The following is a 21,464-nucleotide window of genomic DNA, read 5'->3' on the forward strand; positions in this document are numbered from 1 at the left end:
GGTGTCCGCGTCCACACCCAGCGGATCCGGGGACAGCGAGACCGGCCAATCACACCGGCCATCGACGTCGATCCGGGCCCACACCTGACTCGGAGATGCCCGATGACGCCCCGCGCATCCATGCTCACACGCGCCGCCACCGCTGCACTCACCACAGCCGTCGCAGGCGCAACCAGCCTCGGCGTCGGCGCGCTGGCCGGCCCCCCGGCATACGCCGCTCCCGGCGACTGCTCCCCCGCCGAAATCATCGCCGTCCCAGGCACCTGGGAGACCAACAAGAACGCAGACCCGAGTACGCCCGTGGGGATGCTCAAGACTGTCACCGACAAGGCCGCCGCCAAGTCCGGCGGCACCATCAGCTCTCTCTTCCCCGCCTACGAAGCCACCGCCTTCGACCAAGGCGTCGGCTACGCCGACAGCAAGGCCGACGGCGTCGCCGCCGTCAGCACCGCACTCAAGCAGCGCGCCGCTCGCTGCCCGTCCACCCTGTTCGGACTCACCGGATACAGCCAAGGCGCTGACATCGCCGGCGACATCGCAGAACAGATCGCACAAGGCAACGGCCCGATCCCCGCATCCAGACTGCGCGCCACCGTCCTGATCGCAGACCCACGCCGCGGCACCCCCGGGGAAACTGTCGTCGGCCCGAATCCGCCCGGCCACGGCATCGCCGGTCCGCGTACCGACGGGTTCTCCGGCATGAAGGTCATGACCATCTGCGATCCCGCCCCCGACCTTTACTGCGCCACCCCGGGCGACGACGGTCTCCTCAGTGGCATCGGATCGGTGCTCGGCAACGTCGGGCTGGCAAGCAGCGCCGACGACGCCCCCACCAACCCTGCCGACACCGCCACGGCCACCGATCTCGCCCATCTCAACATCGACGGCCTCAAGACCGCATCTACTCGCATCCAGACCGCACTCTCCTCCGGGGACACCGCTGGCGCGCGCACGATCGCGACCCAAACACGCAAGGACAGCCAGCTGGTCCGCAGCCTCGCGCAGAACATCAGCAACGGATACGCCGCCGCCACCCTTACTGACTTCTCCCAGGACACGGCCCAGTACCGCGCCAGCACCGTCCTCAACACGGTCCGCAGTGTCGACATCGACAACCTCTCGAGGATCCTCGACAGCCTCGCCGACGGAGCCGAGAGCCTCGGCGCAAATCAACTCATGGGTTCCGCCGCCGACCTCGCCGAAGTTCTCGGCCCGCTCGCAGGACTCGGCGGTAGCGATGTCACCGCGGCCGCACGCATCGTGCGTGGCATCCAACCGGTCTCTCTGCTCCGCCAAGCCTCGGTCACCTCGGGCAAGGTCGCACGCATCGACTTCCAAGGCATCGTCAACGACCTGACCACCTTGGGCTCGCTCGCCGCCGTCGGCGACTTCCCCGCCATGCCCAACATCGTCAACGCCCTCAACGCCAAGCTCGTCGGCATCGTCGAAGCTGTCGACTCGGTCGATCTCGACCCGCTCATTGCGATCCTGCAGACCATGCCCACCGGGTCACCCGAAAGGCTGGCCGGGGATGTCCTCAAGGTCATCAACCGCCTCGACCTGACCGCACTCGCTCAGAACGTCGCTCTGATCGTGAAGTACGTGATGAGCGGTGACCTGCTCGCGATCCCACCGCTGATCCTCGACACCCTCGCCACCGCGGCCGACACCAGCGGGATCCTCGACGGCGTCGACCTTGGCGCGGTGTCGAACCTCGCCTCCTCGTTCAACGTCGCCTCCGTCACTCGCTCCGCGACCCGAGCCATCTCCTTCTATTCCGGTGGTGCGCACCAGAACTACGGCCAGCTCGTCGTCGACTCGCGAGGCCGCGACGCATTGGCCTGGACCGCGGACTACTTCACCAGTGAACTCGGAGGCCGCAATTCGGCCGTGACCACCACCAAGAAGGCTCCGGCAACGACATCTGCAACACCGTCGCAGCCGACCTTTACCGTCGAGGGTGAGCCCGCAGCCGCGGGTAACTGACCGAAGAGAAAGGCGCCGGCCATGTCCGCGATACTTCACGCGGGCGCGTTCGTGCTCGCAATACTCATCAGCATTGCCCTGATCCGGGTCGCGTTCGCTGTCCCCGCATGGTGGGCGGCGCTAACGGTCTCCGCACTGATGAACATCCCGGTTGCACTTCTCGTATGGGCGGGGGCCCCACGATGGGTCATACCGCTCCCGCTCGTGGCGATACTCGGGGTGCTCGCCTTCATGCTGTCCGTCGTTGCGGTCGAACAGCATCGGAGGTTGCAGCACCTTCGCCACGAGCGGGACAACGCCCGCCAAGCCCTCCGCCGACCCGAGTCGGTCAAGACGTCTCCATCGGCCGCGCCCGGCACGCCAACACCAGCAGGCTGGTGGGATGCACCGGTGGTCGTGGAACCTCCTGCAGTCCATGCGGTAGCGGAGACCACCGGGGTAGGCTCAGGCGACCTGATGCCTGACCAAATCAGTAGAAACCAAAGCGCAGACCAAGATCGCTTAGAGTTCGACGAGCTGATACGCCGAAACTTCTCTACTTAATTCAGCTTTGTGGGCATTCGAAAATCATTGGTCGAGACGACCGAATCAAATCCGCTGGCACGGAGGAAATCAGCAGACTCCCAGCCTGGGGCGATTGATCGTGAGTCTTGCTGGTAGTTAGCGTCCGCACTCGGTCAGGTCGCGGTTGTCCGGGAGCTCCACGTCAGTTGGAAGATTCCGCGGCGGCCGGTCACCGTATTTGCAGATGCGCGACAGCTGTAGTGAGGTGATACGGGTGCCGAGGAGGTTGGCATCGGACAGATTGGCCCCCTCGAAGGAGGCAGAATCGACCATGGCTTCGGTCAAGTCTGCACCGGTGAGTACGGCCTGGTCCAAAATGGCCTCGGTGAAATCCGTGCCGACGAGATTAGCGCCGGAGAGGTCGGTGCCGGAAAGGTCGGCTCTGGCGAGTACGGCTCGCAAGAGATTGGCGTCGGGCAGAGCAGCAAGTGCGATGTCGGCGTCGTAAAGGAAGAGACCTGCCATATTCTGCCCAGTTAAGTCCATTCCGTTGAACGGACGGGGTGTCTCCAGTTTTTCGTCGGAACGCTCTCGGATGAACCGAAGGTTCTCAAGTCGCTCTGCCTGTTCCGCCCGGCGATCGTCGGTGATAGTCGTGTACGCAACTCCAAGGAAGGCGATCAAGGCTGCTGCACCGACACCTATGAGGACTTCACGAATTCCCGATTTCCATTCTCGATCTCCGGGCTTCTTGTGCCACCAGCTAAAGGGACGTTCTGCTGGAGGGTTCGGTTCGTCTGCTGGAGTGGGTGCCGGCGACGGGTTGAGGTCCGGAGTACTCGTTTCGGTTTGGTCGTCCGGAGTACTTGTGACATCGTCTGTGTCGCCGGTTCCGGGCTGGGTTTCCTCTACCTGATTCGTCGACACAGGCCATCCTTCGCTAGGGGGCATAAACAGTTGTGCCGGTCATCATGGACTAAGCGTTGTGGGGGTTTCGGTGGAGGCTGCAGTTTCCGGTCACTGTGGCACCGGCACGAACACGTGCTCGCATACCGCCGCGAGGTCGCGAACGTAGCGCCGCTGTGCGCGCTCCTCAACCTGCTGAGGGGTCAGTGATTCTCGTCTTCCAGTGGCGCGTTCGTGCTTCGTCGGCGTGGTGAACCGTCGGGCCGGCAACGATGTCAGGTAGTCGACCAGGTGGGTCGCGTCGACGAGCGTGACGAGCCGGGTGCCGACCATCGGCGCCTCGGAGTCATCGTCAACTGGGTCACCGAGCAGCTCGATCGTCCACTCCCCCCAGGGCACATTCATGCGGGCGCCGTGGATGGCGAGGACGATCGGGACCGCTTGGCGATCGAGGCCATCGGCGTGGAAGGCCCACGCGATGCGGTCAGCTTCGAAGATCGCCGACTGCGCGAGGCTGGCGTCGAGCACCTGGCCGTTGTAGAACCAGTCGCTGCCGGCGGTGCCATCTTCGGTAACCCAGGGGCGGGCTTCGAAGTGCCCTGACCGGTACTTGCTGTCGATGAGCAGGACACCAGCTGGGCCGATCACGATGTGGTCCGCATCCGCCGCAGTGTAGTGCAGTGCCCGAGAGTGCAGCACGTGCCAGCGGTCATCGAGGCCGGTCAACATGTGAGCGGTGATGCGTTCGGCGTCAGCGCCGACCTCGAGGTACTCCTCGGCCATCCACCGGCCGTCCCCGTCCGGGCGCTCGGCAAGCGGTGCGCCAGTGCGGTACCGGATCTTCGAGCGCCAACCCGCGCGGCGTGCCCGCCAGGTGATCGGCCACGCAGCGCGCCACCCGACAGCCACCAGGCTCGTGACGAGGGCGGGTGCTACCCACAGCCAACGCGGTAGACCGAGGGCGGCCGTCGCCCAGAAGGCCGTGACGATGACGGTCAAGACTGCGACGGTGGGGAGGTACGGGGTTCGGGTGGTGCGACGGGTCGAGAACACGGCCACCGAGGTGACTGCGCATGCAAGGGCGGCGGCCCAGGATGCAGCGGCCCCGAGCTCGTAGATCTGACCAATAGTGAAGACCAGCGCGGCTGCGACGAACGCGCAGCCGACTGCTGCGGCGCGGCGTGGGAAGGTGATGAGTGCGTAGGCGGCGGCGAGTGCCGCGGCGCTGTAGGTGCCCACGGCGAGGGCGTCCATGAGCGGGAGCACGAACAGCAGAGCGATGGTGGTGACCGTCGCGGTGATCGCGCTGGCGGTGACTATGAGCTGACCGGTCATGGTGCGCAGGGCGCGGCGTTGCGCGCGCGAGCGGTTGCGGAGGGACTGCCCGGCGAGGGCGGGGTTGTCGCCGCCGACGGAGTGGGCGTCTGGTGTGCTCATGTCGGTGAAGGTACGGAGACGCTTCGCCGGGTGTTTCAGCCGTAACTGTTACAAGTGCGGCGTGTCGTGCAACTCCGTAACAGTTATGCGTGTTTAATGACCGCCATGGCTCAACCACACCTCGGCGAACGAACGCAGATTCGTTTCCACGCGCCCCAGGCCGTCGTCGATGCTCTCGCTACCTATGCGGAGCGACGTGGTCTGCCTGTAAGCAGAGCAGTCGCTGACTTGCTCTCCGAAACCGCCGGTCGCCCTGACCTCGTTCTTCACGGTGAGCCGATGTTCGACTTCGCAGAAGTCATCCCATCGGTGGCCCATGAATCGGAGGGGACAGGGACACTCGCGATTCGCGTGCCCAAGGAACTCGTCCCGGTCCTTGACGAGTTCGCGGCCGAGGCAGCTCTTCGTCGCCCCGACGTCGTCGCCTCTCTGCTTGCCCACCGCGTAGGCCTAGGGCACCTGATGCCCGAGAGGAGCCAGCTGCTGATGACCGGCTAACGCCACACGCCGGGCCGGCCTTACCAGCCAACCGGCGTCAGGCCCATGAACAACTTCATCAGCCGTGGACGTACATGTCTAGGAACTAACCACCCCTAGAAACAGCTAAACCCCGCATAAGCGGGGCTTCTGTAGCTGCTCGGTGAGCGCCAACTCACCGAACCAGTGTTCATGTGCGGGGCAGAGTTACCAGCTCTGCTGATCCGCGGCTCCGAACCAATGAGGAGCTTTCCTGTGCTAGCAGGACAGTTCGATGGTAGCGCACATCTATGCGCTGATCCATCGGCAACACACAACGACGCTGTCACAACTGTCACGGACCACAACTGGCGCCACACCTACTACCAGGCGTTTCACGAATGGTCCCCGCGGCCCTCCGCCCGAGTCGACACCGCGCGCACCCACACCTACACCGACGCGCCATTTCCGGCCGACCTACCGGACTTCCCCGTCGCGATGTACCTCGCCGACCCTCACGGCACCTACCGATTCCTCGCGTTCGACTTCGACTCGACCCAAGCACCATCGATCGGACTCGCCGACTCCATTGCTGACGCACTCGCCTTCACCTCGACACTGCGGTCGCTGAACATCCCACACTTGGTGACAGCCTCCGGCAGCCAATGGGGCCGCCACGTCTGGATCCGCATGGCCGAGCCGGTAGCCGCCGGAGCGGTGCGCTCCCTCGCCCGCCTGACCAAACAGCTCCACAGCAGCCTCGACCTGTCGCCCCTGACCAACCCGCGAACCGGCTGCGTCCGTCTCCCGGCCTCCGCTCACCGCAGCGGCACATGCTCCACCCCCGTACTGCCCGATCCCGACGGTGACCCCAACGAAGCGCTCGCCGCACTGTCCCTCGGCGCGACCATGCTCGACCTGCGCCGGCTCTCCAAGCATCTGACCATGATGCTGACGGTCCTCAACACCGCCGGCACCACCGAGCCGACGCCGCAGCCGAAGCCCCGTACACCCCGCAAGTCCCCGCGCCTGGAAGTCCTCACCGGCCCGACCATCGTCGAAACCCGGGCCCCCGCCATCCGCTGCAACCTCGAAGACGACCCCCGCCACGCCGCGCTCCACGCCGCGCTGTCGACCCCCATCCGCCCACGAGACGACCACAGTGGCCCTGCGTTCTCTGCCCTGTTGCGCATGGCCGCCAACGGATGGCGCACCGACGATGTCCTCTCCGCCGCGCGTACCGCACCCGCCCTCGAATATCTCCGCACCGGTCGCTACGGCGGTACCGGCCGCGTTCAACGCCCCGACATCGATCGGTTCGCGCTGCGCCAGTGGGACCGTGCCTTGGCAGCCTGGAACCGATGGACCCAGAAGCATCCCTGTCGCGGTCGCGCGGAGACAACCACCGACAAGGGCGGCAGGTTTCGCGCCCACCAGATTCAGCACGCCGCCGGTACCGACCCCACACAGTGGAGCGGCAACGCCGGAGTCCACAGACGATGTGTTCTCGATGCACTGTGCCTGATTGCGTGGGAGACCGGACGGACAGAGTTCGACATCGATCAGCGACGTCTGGCCCTGACTGCGGGGGTCACGCAGCCGACTGCATCGAGGGCGCTGAGTTGGCTGCGGGAGAACGGATGGATCACCCGAGTAGATACCTGCCGGGGAACGCGATCCGATCGGTATCGGTTGGACCTTCCTGCCGTTGAGGTTAGAACTGAATCACAAGGGGTACCCGCCCCCGATCCCCTCCTGGGCACCCGCCTCCACCAGACCCTGCTCCACGCCCGCCACGACCTCTGGACCAGTGCCGGCCTCGGCGGCGCCTGCGGTGCCACCCACCGTGCCCTCCTGTCGGGCCACCACAGCACCTCCTCACTCTCTCAGGCGACGGGCCTCCCCGCAGCGACGGTCACTCGGCATCTGCGGCTCCTGCAGGACCTCGGACTTGTCACTCGGTGCGGTCGGGCTGTGAAGAAGGTGGTCTCGGCTATGGCTGCTGCCGCTGTGAAGCTGGGCGTGGCGGGCGTGATCGAAGCACGTCAGAGGCTGTACACCGCAGAATCGCTGATGTGGGAGTGGTGGCAACGAGAGTTGGCGTGGCGACGAGCACCGCGGAGCCGGAAGCCGGTCCGTGCCGAGCACCCGCTCCCTCTGCTCCGTGGCCGTTTCCCGACGGGCAAGGATGGTCGGGCGGACTTTGCTGGAGCACTCGGTCGGGTGCTGGCGTCTTTGTCCCGTGCTGTGGCCCTGGCTGCATAAGCTGCGAGCGGATGACCGGAGTGGAGGGAAGCAGCGATGACAAGCGGCTTTGAGTTGGCGCGGCTGACCTCGGTTGCGCCCCGTACCGTGTGGCCGGACGAGGCATTGCACTTCACACCTTGGTTGCTGGAGAACGCGGATGTTCTCGCGGAGCTGCTCGGTATTGACGATCTCGTTCTCGAAGCAGCAGAGCACCGAGTCGGGGGGTTCCGCCTGGACTTGATCGGCCGGGATCAGGGAACGGACCGGAAGGTGATCGTCGAAAACCAGCTCGGGCGTTCGGATCACCAGCATCTCGGCCAGATCATCACGTACGCGGCCGGCACGAACCCAAGCACAATTGTGTGGGTGACCACGGGGTTCCGTGAGGAGCACCGGGCGGCACTGGAATGGCTCAATCATCGCACCGACGAGGACACCAGATTCTTCGGTGTAGAGATCCGTGTGGTGCGGATCGGCGACTCCCCCGTCGCCCCGAACTTCGAACTGGTCGTCAAACCGAACGACTGGGAGAAGACAGTGAAGAAGGCGGCGACCTCGACAGGTGAGTCCGCGTCGGCTGTGGTGTACCGCGAATTCTGGGCGGTTGTCCTCGACCGGATTCGGGACCGGTATCCGTCTTGGACGAACGCCACCGGCTTGAACAAACCCTGGCAACCCATAGGCACGGGTATCAGCAACGTTCAGCTGCTGATGAGTTGGTTCAACGGAGTCCTTACACATCAGGTGTACTTCTCGGCCAACGCCGAGGAGAACGAGCGCCGGTACGCCATCCTGGTCGAGCATCGCCACATCGTCGACTCGCTGGTCAACGCCGAGGTGACATGGGATCCGATGCCGGACAACAAGGCCGCTCGGATCATCGTTTCCTCGCCGTTCAACGACATCAACGACCGCGACCGGTGGGACGAGATGGCCGAATGGCTCATCACCAATCAAGAGCGCCTCCGAGAAGTCCTGACACGCGTGGATCTGAGGTAACAGCTCAGAGCTGGGTCAGACGCGAGACTTTCCACTCGCCGTCGATGTTGACCAGGGTCAACAGCAGCACTAGCTGTCGTCGCGCAATGAACCGCGTCGAGTTCTCCACCGTCTGCGTCACCCGCACCATCCGGTACGCCTCGAGAGCAGTCTGCGGCGGCACCTCTTGCGTGTCGATCGCCGCAGTGGCATCCACCATCGCACCCGCCTGCGCCCACCGGTTCCACTCGTACCCCGGCGAGGAACGCCCGACCTGGCCGCGGATGTCCTCGGCGAGCTTCGGATCCAGGACCGCTGCAGCACGGACCATTCCAGCGTTCATGTCCGGATCGGCCCCCGGTAACAGCGTGTACGACGTCTCAGCGAACGCGATGGCCACGGCATCCGGGTCGCTGGTGTCGATGGTCGACGCGTCGAGTGCAGGCAAGGACGATGGCATCACCTTCGTTGGCGCGGTCTTGGTTGGCTGCGGTGCTGGCTCCTCGCTCGACGAGGAGCAGCCGGCGAGTACGGCGGCGACCAACGAGAACGCAGCGACACTGGTCAGTGCACGGCGGATCATCCGAACCTCCTGATGTTTTCGGCGTTGTTCAGGTCGAATGGGTGGACGCCGACGGGCACCCCGAAAGTCTGCGCCTCGAGGACCAGCCCGTCACCGAGCCAGATGGCCACATGCGCGGTGCCGTTGGAATACACCGCATCACCAGGCTGAATGTTCTCCTTGGACACCGCGGTGCCGGTCTCGACCTGCCCCCAGGTGGTGCGAGGAAGGATCGTCCGCTGTCCGGATGCCTGCGCGACGGCGTACAGCACCAGCCCAGAACAGTCGAAGCCGAGCTCGTCGCCGCCCTGACCGGCAGTGGGGCCGTCAGCTCCACCGCCACCCCACACATACGGCAGACCCTGCTGACGTGACGCGGCTTCGATCATCGCGCGCGCGAAGGGGCTGCCAGCGACGGTGATGGCCGGGCCTCCCCCCGAGACTTCCGGGGATGACCCGATGTTGGCCTCGTACTTCGCCATCCGGGCGCGAATGCCCGGAACGTACGCCTGGGTCTGCCCGAACGGCGGGATCCCCCCGTACTCGATCACCGCACCCTCGCCCGCGTTGTAGCCGGCCAACGCCAGATCGACGATGTCGCCCTTGACCTTTCCGCTGGCCACGTGAGGTTTGAGCTGATCGACGATGTAGCACATGTACTTGCCCTGGGCGGCGATCGCGTCGAACGGATTGAACGGGTCCGGCGCGTTCGGGCCCTCGGGCCGTCCGCTCCTATCCAGGCCGGAGTCGACGCCCATCGTCGCCCACGTGCCGGGCATGAACTGCGCCATACCCTGGGCGCCACCGGAGTTGACACCGTCGCCTGCGCTGGTGACTCCCTCCTGCCAGCCAGATTCCTGCTCGAGCTGCCCGGCGATCAGCGGGGGTTTGATCTCCGGACACATCGAGCCCGCGGCGATGACTGCGGCCCGGTACTTCTCGGGCACCGAGCCATCGGCGAGACCGCCGCCACCGCTGGTCTGGGGCTTGATGCAGTCGACAGTGGAGGTAGACGTGTCGGCCGCGAGGACCGCGGGTGGCGAGTTCGGAGAGACGCCCGGCGCGGTGCCGTAGCGGGTGTCGCCGTTCGGGGTCCCGCCACCGGCGACGCTGACGTGGACGTGATCGAAGTGATTCTCGGTGTCCGATCCTCGGTCTTCCATCGCAGACCAGGATCCGTTCTGCCACAGTCGTTGCTGCCAGATCAGGTAGTCGATGTGGAAGGCGTCGGCGTTCGCCTGGAAGTAGGCGACGATGTCGTCGCCGAGCTTGGTCCCCTCGGGGCTCTTGTAGTCCGGGACCATGATGTCGACGGCTCGACCGGACCCGTGGTCGCCCGTGTCCCCGGGCCGTAGGCCACCGATCGTCGTGACGGCGGGGAACTTCGCTGACGCGGCACGCATGACGCGCACACCGTCGACCTGCATGCCGGACTCGGTGCCCTTCTCGGTCGGCAAGGCGACCATCTCGGCGGCCGGGGCGGTGAGGGCATCGAATGGGTTGGCGCTGGTCGACGTGCTGGGGTCGATCGGCGTGTACTCGGGTCGCGCAGCTGCCAGCGATGAGGCTGCGGGCAGGTCTTGCGTGAGCCACGGCATCGGATCGACACCGGAGTTGTAGTTGACGTAGCCGCCAGGATGCAGGGAGAAGTGCAGGTGGGGGCCGGAGCTGTCGCCGTCGTTGCCGACGTTGGCGATGTGCTGTCCACCGCGGACCAGGTCACCGGCCTTCACCAGCACGCCGTCGCCAAACATGTGCCCGTAGAGCGTGGCGACCCGTTGGCCGTTGAGGTTGTGCTCGACGATGATCGCGTTGCCGTATCCGGAGACGGGACCGGCGACGGTCACCTCGCCGTCGGCGGCGGCGTAGATCGGTGTGCCGACGGGGGCGGCGAAGTCGCTGCCGTTGTGCATGCCACCGTCACGCATCCCCCATCCGGAGGAGATCGTGTAGGTACCCGAGGCCATGGGGATGGCCAGTGATCCGGCACGGACACCGGACAACGATCCACCGGCGGCACCGAACGCGGACACCCGCCCTCGGTCGACACCGCAGTCAGTCGAGACGACTGTGGTGGTTCCGGCGATCGCCGCGACGAATGCGGTGATCATGTTCCCGACCAACAGCAACAGGACTGCGAAGAACGCGGCGATCGCACCGAGAATCGACAGGTAGAGCGGCCACCGTTTCTTCTTCGGAGCCTGCCCTCCGGCGGCCTTCTTCGCGACCGCCTTGGTGGCCGCCTTCGCGGCGACCTTGCCTGCTACAACCCACATCTGTCAGGCACCACGCATCTCGACGCGGTACACCGCCAGACCGGAGTCGGCCTCCCCGACAGTCCTCGGCCCGACGACGACCTCGAAATGCAGGTTCTCCCAATGCCCGTCCTCCACGTGCTGCGCGAGGAGCCCGAGCACGTAGCGGCGGGCCGGGATGCGGACGGTCACCGTCCCAAAGTCTGCGTCGAGTTGAACGGGCCCGGCCGGCAACACGTCCTGCGCCTGAACCTGCTGGTCCCAGGTCCACCCCCAGATGCTGTCGAATTCCGCCTCGGCCCGACTGGATACTTCCGGCATGGCAAGCGACCGCCACGACGACATCCACGTCCGCCCTGGCGCCGGGTTGGCGGGGCTGAACGTGCCGTACAGCTTGATGAAGTCGATAGCGAATGCCTCAGCGTCGGCTGCCGGCACTTCTGCGTAGGTGTGCTTCGGGGTGACCTCGATGTTTCCCGGGTCGTCGGGGAGCACAGTCGGCGTTGCCGGGGCAGATGGGCTGTCACCGCCGCATCCCGCGAGGGCGACCGCTGCTGCGAGCAGTATCGCGGCCAGCGCGGTCCGCGTGCTGGCCGTACTCATCGGCCGCTCCGGACAGCGTGACGCGCACGCCGCTGCTTGAACCGGCGCCACAGCCAGCGGACCGCCGCAACCGTGAGCTCGAGGGCGATCACCGCGAGCATCAGGGCGGCCATGCGCACGCCACCGTCGCCGAGTCGCTGTGATCCGGTCTCGGACAACGACGCCGAGAGAACGAGAACGACTCCCCAGAGGACCAGGCGACCGCGGGTGGTGGTGAGCCTGGCCCCGACCTCGTTGATGGCCTGTCCAGCCCACCGCCGTGTGCGGTCAGCAAGATCCATGACGGGTCCTTCCTGCGTCGACGTCGATCGGTCGGACAGACGATTGCGTACGGGTTCTCCACCAGCTGCTGACCAGCGGAAACGCGAAGCGGCCCCCACCGTCGGGTGGGGGCCGCTTCGTGGAGAGGCAGATAGAGTCAGAGCAGGATCATCAGCAGGAACGAGATGATGAGCACTCCGATCAGGATGTACGCGATCATCTTGTTCGACTGCACTCCGAAGATCGTCGGCGGCAGGTCATCTGGTGTCAGCCCGCCGATCCCAGCCGGATCCACCATTCGTCGGATCGCTGACCGCTTCGGCGCTTCACCGGGAGCATCGATCTCCTCGGCCAGCGGGTGACGTGCCGGCGCCGACATGCGCGGTTGGACGCCGCGCGCTTCCGCGAGCCCGTTGACGACGGCGACCATCCCCTCGTCGTCGAGTGGAATGTGGATCGGCTGCTCGCCACCGCCCTCCACGGGAACGACGACGATGATCCGAACCTCACCGGTCTCGTTGTCGTACAGCACCTGAGGGTCGTAGCCGTACAACACCTCATCCCCATATCCGGCGGCGTCGAACGCGTCGAGCGCCTCGGCGAGGTCATCGGCGGGATGGTGGTTGCCGTTGGCCGTGGTTTCCATGCGCTGTCCTTGAGTCGTCGTACTGAGATCGGTCGAAGTCGGGTCGGAGAATGTCACTACGCTTCTCCTCCCCCGTTGCTGCCCGCTCCCTGCTTCGCGTTCTTCCCGCGTCGCTGATCGGGGAGCTTGCGTGCCGGATTGAGCCTGTTGCCCACCGCTTCCTGTGCGCGCAGCGCCGAGTACTGGGCCAGGAACTGGGCCTCCTTGGTCACCTTGGCCGTGGACTTCGCGCCGCGAGCCAGGGAGTCGACAGCCCGGTTCGTTCCCTCACCGGCGTAGGCCGGGGTGCGGCCCCGCGCTCCCTGGTAGGCGCCGCGGACCGCGCCGGCGGTGCCTGTGACTGGGGCGGTCACCAGACGCCGCGCCATCACGCGGGTCCCGCTGCGGCCCATGGCCCGGGACGCGGCGAGGTTGGACTTGTGCTCACCACCGAGCGCGTTGACCGATCCCACCGCGGCGCCCCTGACCATCCGGCCGCCGGTGAGGACCGCGGACTTCGCGGAGCGGCCGCCGGCCTGCACCGCAGCGCCCGTGCCGCGGCCGACCGCGCCGGGCGCGCGCGAAAGGCGCTGCGCACCCTTGTATCCGGCGTACGCGGTCATGGCCTTTGTCGTAGTCATACCGCGGCGAGCCTGGTCGGCCATGTTCACGTTCATCGAGCCCTGCTGTGGGCGGATCTTCTCGTCGATCTTGCGGATCAGCTTGAAGAACCCGAACAGCACCATTCCGACGATGATGATCTTCATACCGGTGTAGATGCTGTCGGAGCGGAATACCAGGCAGATCAGCCAGATGATCAGGGTCATGATCAGGCCGTAGGCGAAGCGTGCGCTGAATGTGTGCAGCACATTCCACACCCATTCCTTAGCGCCGTTGGTCTTACCGGTGAATGTCGCTCCTGCGAGGACCAGGGGGCCGATCATGAAGAGCGCGAACAGCAGCACGTGCCAGAGCATCGTGATGATCGACAGCGACGTGAGTGCGATCGCAATGACCAGCGTCGCGACGAGAGACGACGCGGCCTGAGTGAGCCGCTGCAGGCCATTGGTGCCGGTGAACGCCGAGTACATCGTGCTCGCGTCAACTCCAGCCAGTGCGGGAGAACCGCCTGTTTGCCCCGTATCACCGTCAGACGCGTCTGTAACGGCGGTGACCCGATCAGCCAGAACCTTCCCTGCAGCGAAATAGGGAACGCACTGCTGCGCATCGGCGAGGTTCTTCGGATTGTTGGCATTCAGGCAGGTCGTGACCAGATCGCCGATGGCCGGTCCGCCCTGCTGCACGATCAGGTAGGTCCGCAGGTCACGGCACATGTCAAGGTTGACGTAGCACGGCAGTCCATCGCCCTTGGTCGCTGCGTCCTGGCCGTATCGGACACCTTCCACAGCCTGCCCGGATCCGGCATCGGGCTTGCCTTCATCGACGTTGATCGCACGTCCACCCGAAGGCCCGAACTGTCCGAGCGCCCACGGCCGGTACGCCAAGGTTTCCGCGAGCACACACGAGGACACCCGCTGCCCAAGAGCCTCGGTGTTCCCCGGCGGGACGTGGCAGAACTCTTCGCCATTGTCATCGTTGAGATCGGACAAGATCGCCGTCGTCAGCGCCGAATTCAACTGCCCGATCATCGAATCGAGCGTGTTTGCCACGACGTAGAAGCCCGCGCCCTGCGGCTCATCGAGGGACTGGTCGCTGTTCTTGTCGGCAATGATGCCGCCGAACATGGCCCCGGCGAGAATCATGACGCCAATCGATGCGACCGCCTTCCCGATCGCGTCGCGGCCCCCGCCCCGCACCGCTGCCATTCCGATCGCGATCGCACCCAGAGCCATCGCGATACCCATCAGCGGCAGCGCAAGGTTGGTGAAGACGTTCGCGACCACCGAGTTCGACTTATCGTACAGCCAGGCGACCGGGTTCTTCGCCTGCGCGAGTTCCTTGAGCGCGATGGTCGCCTGCAGGATGTAGAGGTTGACGGTGAAGATGGCGTTGCCCGACATCGTCCACATCCATGCCGGAATCGAGCACTGGTCGGGCTTCGCCTCCCCGTCGGCGTCCGGCGAGTACTGCCAGTTCACCCAGTCCAAGCCGCGCAGACCCGAGATCTCGTAGAGGGTGTACTGCGTCATGTCGCCGCCGGCCGCGAGACGGATGTCCTTCGCGTTGTCCGAACGCTGACCCGTTTCCGCATCGACCGCACCAGCCAGGTTCAGGTTCGAGAACCATGCCTCAGGGCCGGAACCCACCGGCTGCTGTTCGAGGTTGGGTGCGGTCATACCGCACATGGCTTCCTTGACGGGCTCCGTGATCGCGTTCGTGATCGACGAGAAACCCCACGCTCCCGCCGGCGCGGCCGAGCCGAGCATCACCGTGGCCGCGACCAGCAACGTCACCACCACCGCGGTCACCACCTGCCACGTTCGACCCGCGAGGTGGCGGACCCGCTGATCCGTCTGCGCACGTCGTGGCGCGAGACGCTGCCGCCACCACACAACCGCGGCCCCGAGGATCAGCCCGCCGATCGCAGCGGAGGCAGACGAGAGCCACAGCTGGAGCGGGAGGGTGGCCATCAGTGCGGTCTGAGCCAGGAAGGTGGTGAGTGCCGGCGAGGGGCCGATTCGTCGCGAACGCAGTACCAGCACCGCGAGCGCCAGCAGCCCGGTCAGGTAGGCGGTGAAGTACGCATACCCGCCCTCGATCATCGTCAGCCACGACGATGCCGCACCGAGCGCGACGACTACGCCCGCGTACACCAGCGTTGAGACGGCCGCCAGGACGTGTGCCGGGCTACGCCGCCATGCGACGACCAGACCGGCAACCCCGGCCAGCATCGAGGCAACCACGAGGGTCGACACGACGCCGATCTCCTGCACGAGGCCGGCAGCTAGGAACAGCGCCGACACCACCGCGACGCCGCGGAACATCAGACGAGGCTGGGTGAGCACATCCATGAACTTGCGGCCCCACCGCGAGCGGCGGCCGGTCCAGAGCTGTTGAGGGGCAAGGGTAGCCATCAGTGCGCATCCTCCAATCCGGATTCGGTGTACAGGCGCTCGGCAGTCACTGCCGCCGCGGCATTGGCCGCTTCGAGCTCGTCGATGTTGCGAGCGATGAAGTCGTGCCAGTCCTCGTCGAGTTCGAGGTCGTCGGTGTAGTCACCGCGCATGTTGGCTTCGCTGATTCCCGTGCGGACTTCGAGCATCGTGGTCGGGTCGATCTCCCAGTCCCGTCCACTGCCACTGATCGGAATGCTCTGGGATCGAGGACGGTCATTCGGGTTCGTCTCGGTAGCCCGGGCGAGCTCGGCGAACATCTGGTCCACCGAAACCGTGGCCACGCGGTTATCGACATCGCGCATCACACACCGACCACCACGAAGCTGACCGCCAGCGCTCTTGCCTTCCTCGAGGAGCTTGCGTGCCAGCGCGACCGTTTCGGTCGTGGTCCCTCCGCTGGTATCCCGCAGCAGCTCCAGCGCACGGGCCGCCTCGACCGGGGACTTCTGCCGGAACATGAAGATGGTGCCGAACTGGTTCGAGTCGGCCTCGCCGGCGTCCTTGGCCTGCTGTTCAATCTCCTGCACGTCGCGGGGCTGCTGGGAGATGAACACGATCACCAGGTTGAGCGAGCGGCCCTGACGCAGGCCACGGGAGAGGATGCCCTGCCCAGTCGGCTGCCGGGCGATCATGTACCCCTCGTCGACGAACAGTGCACGCGGCGGCGTCTTCATCTCACCGGTCACCGGATTCGGCTTCGGACGATCGTCGAAGAGCTTCTGCACCAGATCGAGCACCGTGAACATCGCGGCTGCCGCATTGCGCTCGGACTCCGACCACGTCTCGGGCTGGTCCGGCTTCTTCGGCGGCGCAAACCCGTGGAGCGTGAAGATGACCCGCCGACGGGTCATGTCACCGAGGTCGACTCGCTGGCCGTTACCGACGAGCAGCTTGGCGTAGCGAGTGTCACGAGCACGCTTGAACCGGTTGATCACTCGATCGAGCTGTTCGAGCTTCTCGGTCGCGTTGAAGGCATTCGCGTTGTCCGCATCTTCTGCCATCGGCCGGTACTTCTCACGGCTCTGCTCGAGGAACCGAACCACTGTCCCCATCGACGGCACGATCGGGTCGCCGTGAATGGGTTCGCCGGCCTGTTCGGCGTCGTAGGCCTCCTTCATCACAGCCAACGCCTGCTCGACGATCGTGCGATCGTCCTTGTCGGTGAACAGCACCTCGACCTGGCCGCGGGCGAGTTCGTCAGCCTCGGCGTACGAGTCGGTCAGCGACCACGCATCCAACTGGCCAGCGGCGCCGCGGGCGAGACTGACGATCGTGGTCTCGGCCCAGAACTCCGGGTTGACCGGCTGGAACTGGGACTCCTCGGTACCGAGAATCCCGGCTTCCGCGTCGGCGGAGAATCCCGGCTGCATCACCTGTTCGCCGAATGCGATGTAGTACGTGAACTTCTCGAAGTCGTTCTTCGGGTCGAGCACCATGCACTGCGTGCCGGACTCGGATTCCCAGAAGTACAGCAGCAGGGCGAGAGTCGACTTGCCGCCGCCCGAGGCGCCGATGATCGCGATGCCTGCGCCGCGGTCCCGCGCAACCTGCACGTGCAGCCCGAAGTGGACCGGCGCGCCATTGGTGTAGGTGTAGCCGACCGGGAAGCCGCGCCAGCCTCGGGTCCTCCCCCGGTTCGCCTCGACTGCGTCGCCGACCTGGTCATCGGAATCGAGGCGAGCCACCGCCGGCGCCCACACATCGGTGGTGCGCTCGCCGATCTTCACCCCGCCACCCTGCGCAGCGACGAGGCCGCCGAAGATCTTGCCCGTGTAGTCCCCCGGCAGCTGCTCTTTGAGCAGGTGGGACTGGGCACGGGGAACGCGCACCATCTCCAGGTCGCCCATCATCGCTCGGACGTCTTCTTCGGCGGCGACGAGTTCCTTGGGCGTCGGCGCCGAGAGCACCAGCCGCAACCGGCCGATCATCGCGGGCTGCGGAGCGGTACTCGCCTCTTCGAACAAGGCCTGCGCCCGGTCGTACTTGTTCTCGAATCGCGGATCCTCCGAGGCCTGGACCTTGTCGCGGTCGGCGGCCTCATCCTTGATGTTCTTGGCGACCTTGAGGGCTCGGTCCTTGAACTCGGCCGCCGAGATCAGCTCGTAGCGCCACGACAGCTCGACCGGCCGCGGAAGCTGCGCGAGGGCCGGACCCCACGCCATGACCGGGTTGAACTCGAGGATCGGTGCGGACGACGCAACGACGAGGGTTGCGGTGTAGGTCGATCGCTCGTCCCCGGTATCCGGGTCGGTGTCGATGATCTCGACATAGTCCTGCCCATTGCGACCACGGAAGTTCACGGCCATGTCGAAGAAACTTGTCCGCAGCGGCTTCGACGTCAGGATCGGCTGTTCGGACGGGAAGCGGTGCCCGGACAGTGTCTTTCGGATCAGCCAGATCAGGTCGCCGCGGGTGCACGGTGTTGCGCGGAACGTGGCGAGCTGGAGGTGCACCCGGATCGCGAGATCGCGGAACGGCTCGAGATCCGATGCTCGGAACTGTTCGTCGGCGACGGCGGTGACCCGATTCGCGATGGCGCTGAGTGGGTCGGGGACGGTCTCGCCGGTGAACTCGCCGAGCCGCACCATCAGGTAGCGCTGGCGCTCCGGTGTGGATTCGGACAGCAACGCCGACACGTGGCGCAGAAGCTGGCGCATCAGTCGCGACGGATTCCAGGACGTCTTGAGGTAGCCCCGGGCCCACTCCTCCGCCGACGTCGGCCGGTACCGGATGATCTCGTGGCACTGCACCGACTTGCCGTTGAAGACGGCCAGCAGCGTGTTGTAGGTCTGCGCCACCAACTCGGCAGCTGACTGCTTCTCGTCGGCCGTGAGGAACTCGTCGGTCGTGCCGGCGAGCCGCAGCGCGGTCCACACTGAGTCTCCGGAGATGAAGATCAGGTCGTCCGCGTATCGGTACGGCAGCCGTTCCCGGTCCGCCACTGTCGTCAGCTTCTTCTGCCGAGCGCGCCCCGTGGGGGCGGAGGTTTTGCGCGCTTGGACTTTCCGAGCACCGAAGTAGACGACGCAAATGACGAGGACGCCAAGGAAGATGTATGTCACGGGAAGCTACTTCCGGTAGGTGCCGTAAGGCGCGGGTGTGGGAAAGCTGTCGCTGTAATCCGGCATGTCCTCGGGGCGGTAGAGGATGACCTGCCAGTGCAGATCGGTCGGGTACTCGTCCTTGCCTGTGCCCTGCAGCATTGCGGGCTGGAACAGGTGGTAGTCGATCCACAGGGTGGTCGATTCGAGGGGCGTGACCCGCCCCTCGGTGTCCTTGGCCACCACGGGGTAGACCGCACCACCGGCTACGATGCCGACCAGCAGTCCGATCCACCACCAGCCGATTCCGAGCAGCCACAGCAGCAGCGTGGTGCCGATCCCGATGGATAGCGCGGCTCCGCCTGCGACACCTGCTCCGACCCAGTCCACGCCAGGGAGGCGGAACTCGTCCATCGAGAACTGACGGGACCGGTGCCGGAACAGGTTGGTCCAGTCATGGGAGATGATTCGGGAAGAGTTGTCGCCGGCGGACATCGCGAGGCTCTACTGTCCGTCGACCACGGATACCCCGCCACCAGTGGTGCCGGACTGGACAGTCTCCTTGCCGAGCGAGGTGGCGAGGCCCGGGATGAAGGTGACCAGCCCAGCGAAGACCCCGGCGAAGACCCACACGCCGACGTCACCGATGCGCTCGCGCATCTTGCCCTTGCCGGAGCCACCGATCTTCACGGCGAGGATGGACCCGAAGACGGTCAGCAGAGTGCTGCCGATGAGGAGGAGATTGTCGCGGACACTCTCTGCGATTTCGTTGACCGTGCCCCACCCCTGCTGCGCGACGACAGCGGTCGAAGGGTCTCCCGTCAATGCCAGAACCTGATCCCACATGCTGTGCTTCCTTTCTCGTAAGGGCCGCACCCGCCTTGCGGGCCAGTCGCGGCGACTGCACGATCTCGCATGGGTTCTCCACCCGAACCCGACCGACGCCGAAATTGGCGTTCTACGAGGGACTTCCCCGGGGACTACGCGCTGGGGACCCCTGCAGGATCGAATGGACCGGACGCGGCCTGCGTCGGCTCCTGCGGCTGCACAGGCGTTGTCGGCGACGAGGGCGACGACGATCCACTGCGTGACGAACTGTCGGGCGCACCCGATGACGACGCGGCTGCGCCGCTGTTCGGAACCGGTCCCCCAGACGGATCCAAGGCGGACCCCGTGACGTCGAGAACCGCCCACTTCCCCTGCACGTACCGCAACCGGATCTGGTACGTGCCAGCCTGCTTCGACGTGCTCATCGCACTGGTCCACTCGACAGTCGTCTCCGCGACAACCTCGTCGCCGGACTGGTAGTGGATCGTTCCGCCGGACTCTGTCCGGGCGGTGTACACGGTCACCTTCTCCACGGTGGGGTTGACCAACAAGCCGCGCAGGCCAGCGCGAGCCGCAAACGATGCGTCTTCGGTCAACGTCAGATTGAGCTGCTGGGCATCCGATGATCCCCACGCCTGCAGGAACGGAGAGAGCACCTGATCGCGCAGCTGCGTCGCCAGCTGGGCGTCCTTGGCTCGCGTCTCGGCGTAGGCGGGAGGCGCACCCAACCGGGGTGCCGGCATGAAGCCGACATTGCCGACGACCCGCATCAGCGTCGGGTCTGCACGATCGTTGACCCACACCGGAACGACCGCTTCCAAGGTCTTTTCCGAGTCGTAGGCCACCTGGTACGTCAAATACGCGGCGGCCCCTTCGGTGTAGCCTTCGCGCACCGAGCTGATCTGTCCGGTGAAGACGATGCTCTCCGGTTTCTCTGCCTCCGCAGTCGAAGTACCGGAATAGCCACACCCTGACTCCGTGCCGCTCGTCGCCATCCGAGCCAGCACCTCGCCGCGGGTGCGGACCGCGGCAGTGTTCGACGCGGCCGGACGGGTCAGGCAGACGTTGAGGTACTGCTGACCGAACACCGCTGCCTGCTCGACGGGATACGACGACAGGCGGAACCGCAGCGCCTCGTTCTGCGAGATCGCGCCCTGCGCCGGGACACGCGACGACCCGATGTTCACCCCCACTGCGAACGTGGTGCCGGCCGCCAACAGCAGGACACCCACCGGGATACCCAGCCGCACCGCCCACTGGCGGCTCTTCGTGTGGGACGGATGCCCACCGATCGGCGGGACATCGAAGTCGTCATTGGTGGAGCCGTCGTACTTCGGCGCCGGCTCGTGCTCTCCGCGTACGGCCGAGAACGCGGCCGTTGCTCGCCCGCGCAGGCTGTTACCGGTCTTCTTGTCTTTCGCAGGCGGGGTGTCCGGCGTAGCGGCGTAGGCAGGCTCGGGTTGCGCCTCAGCCGGGGCCCGAGACGGCGCTGGGCGCGGCCGGGTCGGACGTTCCTGCATGCGAGGGGCAGCCCCAGCCGTCCCGGGGGCAACGACCGGTGCGGGCGGCATCGCCCGGCGCGGCGGCCTGCGATCTGGGACCGGAGGAGCGGTCGGTGTGCCAGCAGACGGAGCCGACGCTGCGGGCGGATCGGCCGGCGCGGGCGTGTAACCCGGAGCCGGCGGAAGCGGGTGCACG

16 protein-coding genes and 1 pseudogene are annotated in these 21,464 nt (G+C 65.9%); 5 read left to right on the forward strand and 12 right to left on the reverse strand.

The window, feature by feature from the left end:
* Nucleotides 1-102: 102 nt before the first annotated feature.
* On the forward strand, nucleotides 103-1,986 hold the full coding sequence (locus tag LPH33_RS25585; protein ID WP_229568751.1) for a cutinase family protein: 1,884 nt from the start codon (nucleotides 103-105) through the stop codon (nucleotides 1,984-1,986).
* A 660-nt stretch (nucleotides 1,987-2,646) separates the two neighbouring features.
* Here LPH33_RS25585 and LPH33_RS25590 read toward each other — a convergent pair.
* Together LPH33_RS25590 and LPH33_RS25595 are read right to left on the reverse strand one after the other, a co-directional pair.
* Entirely contained in the window at nucleotides 2,647-3,417 is a 771-nt protein-coding gene (locus LPH33_RS25590) for a pentapeptide repeat-containing protein (protein ID WP_229568753.1), read from the reverse strand.
* A gap of 90 nt (nucleotides 3,418-3,507) precedes the next feature.
* Nucleotides 3,508-4,833 carry a nuclease-related domain-containing protein gene (locus LPH33_RS25595; protein ID WP_229568754.1) on the reverse strand — a complete coding sequence of 442 codons (1,326 nt, stop codon included), beginning with the start codon at nucleotides 4,831-4,833 and terminating at the stop codon, nucleotides 3,508-3,510.
* 279 nt (nucleotides 4,834-5,112) lie between these two features.
* Between LPH33_RS25595 and LPH33_RS25600 the strand changes: the two genes are divergently transcribed.
* The 4 genes and pseudogenes from LPH33_RS25600 to LPH33_RS25610 all read left to right on the forward strand — a co-directional run bounded on the left by LPH33_RS25600 (nucleotide 5,113) and on the right by LPH33_RS25610 (nucleotide 8,535).
* Nucleotides 5,113-5,331, forward strand: coding sequence for a hypothetical protein (locus LPH33_RS25600; RefSeq protein ID WP_138846071.1), 219 nt, complete (start codon nucleotides 5,113-5,115; stop codon nucleotides 5,329-5,331).
* 456 nt (nucleotides 5,332-5,787) lie between these two features.
* Nucleotides 5,788-5,964, forward strand: a pseudogene (locus tag LPH33_RS27045) (hypothetical protein); the annotation flags it as partial.
* A 15-nt stretch (nucleotides 5,965-5,979) separates the two neighbouring features.
* Nucleotides 5,980-7,554, forward strand: a complete 1,575-nt coding sequence (locus tag LPH33_RS25605) for a helix-turn-helix domain-containing protein (protein WP_229568756.1) — start codon at nucleotides 5,980-5,982, stop codon at nucleotides 7,552-7,554.
* 54 nt (nucleotides 7,555-7,608) lie between these two features.
* Nucleotides 7,609-8,535, forward strand: coding sequence for a DUF4268 domain-containing protein (locus tag LPH33_RS25610; RefSeq protein WP_229568758.1), 927 nt, complete (start codon nucleotides 7,609-7,611; stop codon nucleotides 8,533-8,535).
* Nucleotides 8,536-8,539: 4 nt separating this feature from the next.
* Here LPH33_RS25610 and LPH33_RS25615 read toward each other — a convergent pair whose 3' ends face one another.
* The 10 genes from LPH33_RS25615 to LPH33_RS25660 form a co-directional block, all read right to left on the reverse strand.
* A complete protein-coding gene (locus LPH33_RS25615; RefSeq protein WP_229568760.1) occupies nucleotides 8,540-9,097 on the reverse strand; it encodes a hypothetical protein in 558 nt (185 codons plus the stop codon).
* Nucleotides 9,094-11,352, reverse strand: coding sequence for a peptidoglycan DD-metalloendopeptidase family protein (locus tag LPH33_RS25620; protein WP_229568762.1), 2,259 nt, complete (start codon nucleotides 11,350-11,352; stop codon nucleotides 9,094-9,096). Before LPH33_RS25620 ends, LPH33_RS25615 begins: the two co-directional genes overlap by 4 nt.
* Nucleotides 11,353-11,355: 3 nt before the next feature.
* The gene (locus tag LPH33_RS25625; RefSeq protein WP_138846066.1) at nucleotides 11,356-11,934 is read right to left on the reverse strand and encodes a hypothetical protein; all 579 of its coding nucleotides are present in this window, start codon (nucleotides 11,932-11,934) and stop codon (nucleotides 11,356-11,358) included.
* Nucleotides 11,931-12,215, reverse strand: coding sequence for a hypothetical protein (locus tag LPH33_RS25630; RefSeq protein WP_138846065.1), 285 nt, complete (start codon nucleotides 12,213-12,215; stop codon nucleotides 11,931-11,933). Before LPH33_RS25630 ends, LPH33_RS25625 begins: the two co-directional genes overlap by 4 nt.
* A gap of 137 nt (nucleotides 12,216-12,352) precedes the next feature.
* Nucleotides 12,353-12,841 (reverse strand): hypothetical protein, encoded by a 489-nt coding sequence (locus LPH33_RS25635; protein WP_138846064.1) that lies wholly within the window; start codon nucleotides 12,839-12,841, stop codon nucleotides 12,353-12,355.
* Between the two features lie 56 nt (nucleotides 12,842-12,897).
* Nucleotides 12,898-15,855, reverse strand: coding sequence for a hypothetical protein (locus LPH33_RS25640; protein ID WP_229568764.1), 2,958 nt, complete (start codon nucleotides 15,853-15,855; stop codon nucleotides 12,898-12,900).
* A complete protein-coding gene (locus LPH33_RS25645; RefSeq protein ID WP_229568766.1) occupies nucleotides 15,855-18,839 on the reverse strand; it encodes an ATP-binding protein in 2,985 nt (994 codons plus the stop codon). Before LPH33_RS25645 ends, LPH33_RS25640 begins: the two co-directional genes overlap by 1 nt.
* A 126-nt stretch (nucleotides 18,840-18,965) precedes the next feature.
* A complete protein-coding gene (locus tag LPH33_RS25650; RefSeq protein ID WP_217580406.1) occupies nucleotides 18,966-19,433 on the reverse strand; it encodes a hypothetical protein in 468 nt (155 codons plus the stop codon).
* A 9-nt stretch (nucleotides 19,434-19,442) separates the two neighbouring features.
* Nucleotides 19,443-19,784: a hypothetical protein gene (locus LPH33_RS25655; protein WP_193904230.1), complete on the reverse strand. Its 342-nt coding sequence runs from the start codon at nucleotides 19,782-19,784 to the stop codon at nucleotides 19,443-19,445.
* A 134-nt stretch (nucleotides 19,785-19,918) separates the two neighbouring features.
* Nucleotides 19,919-21,286, reverse strand: coding sequence for a conjugal transfer protein (locus LPH33_RS25660; RefSeq protein ID WP_193904231.1), 1,368 nt, complete (start codon nucleotides 21,284-21,286; stop codon nucleotides 19,919-19,921).
* Between the last annotated feature and the right edge of the window lie 178 nt (nucleotides 21,287-21,464).

Origin of the sequence: Rhodococcus sp. RDE2, assembly GCF_020885655.1 — a bacterium.
GTDB lineage: Bacteria > Actinomycetota > Actinomycetes > Mycobacteriales > Mycobacteriaceae > Rhodococcus > Rhodococcus pyridinivorans.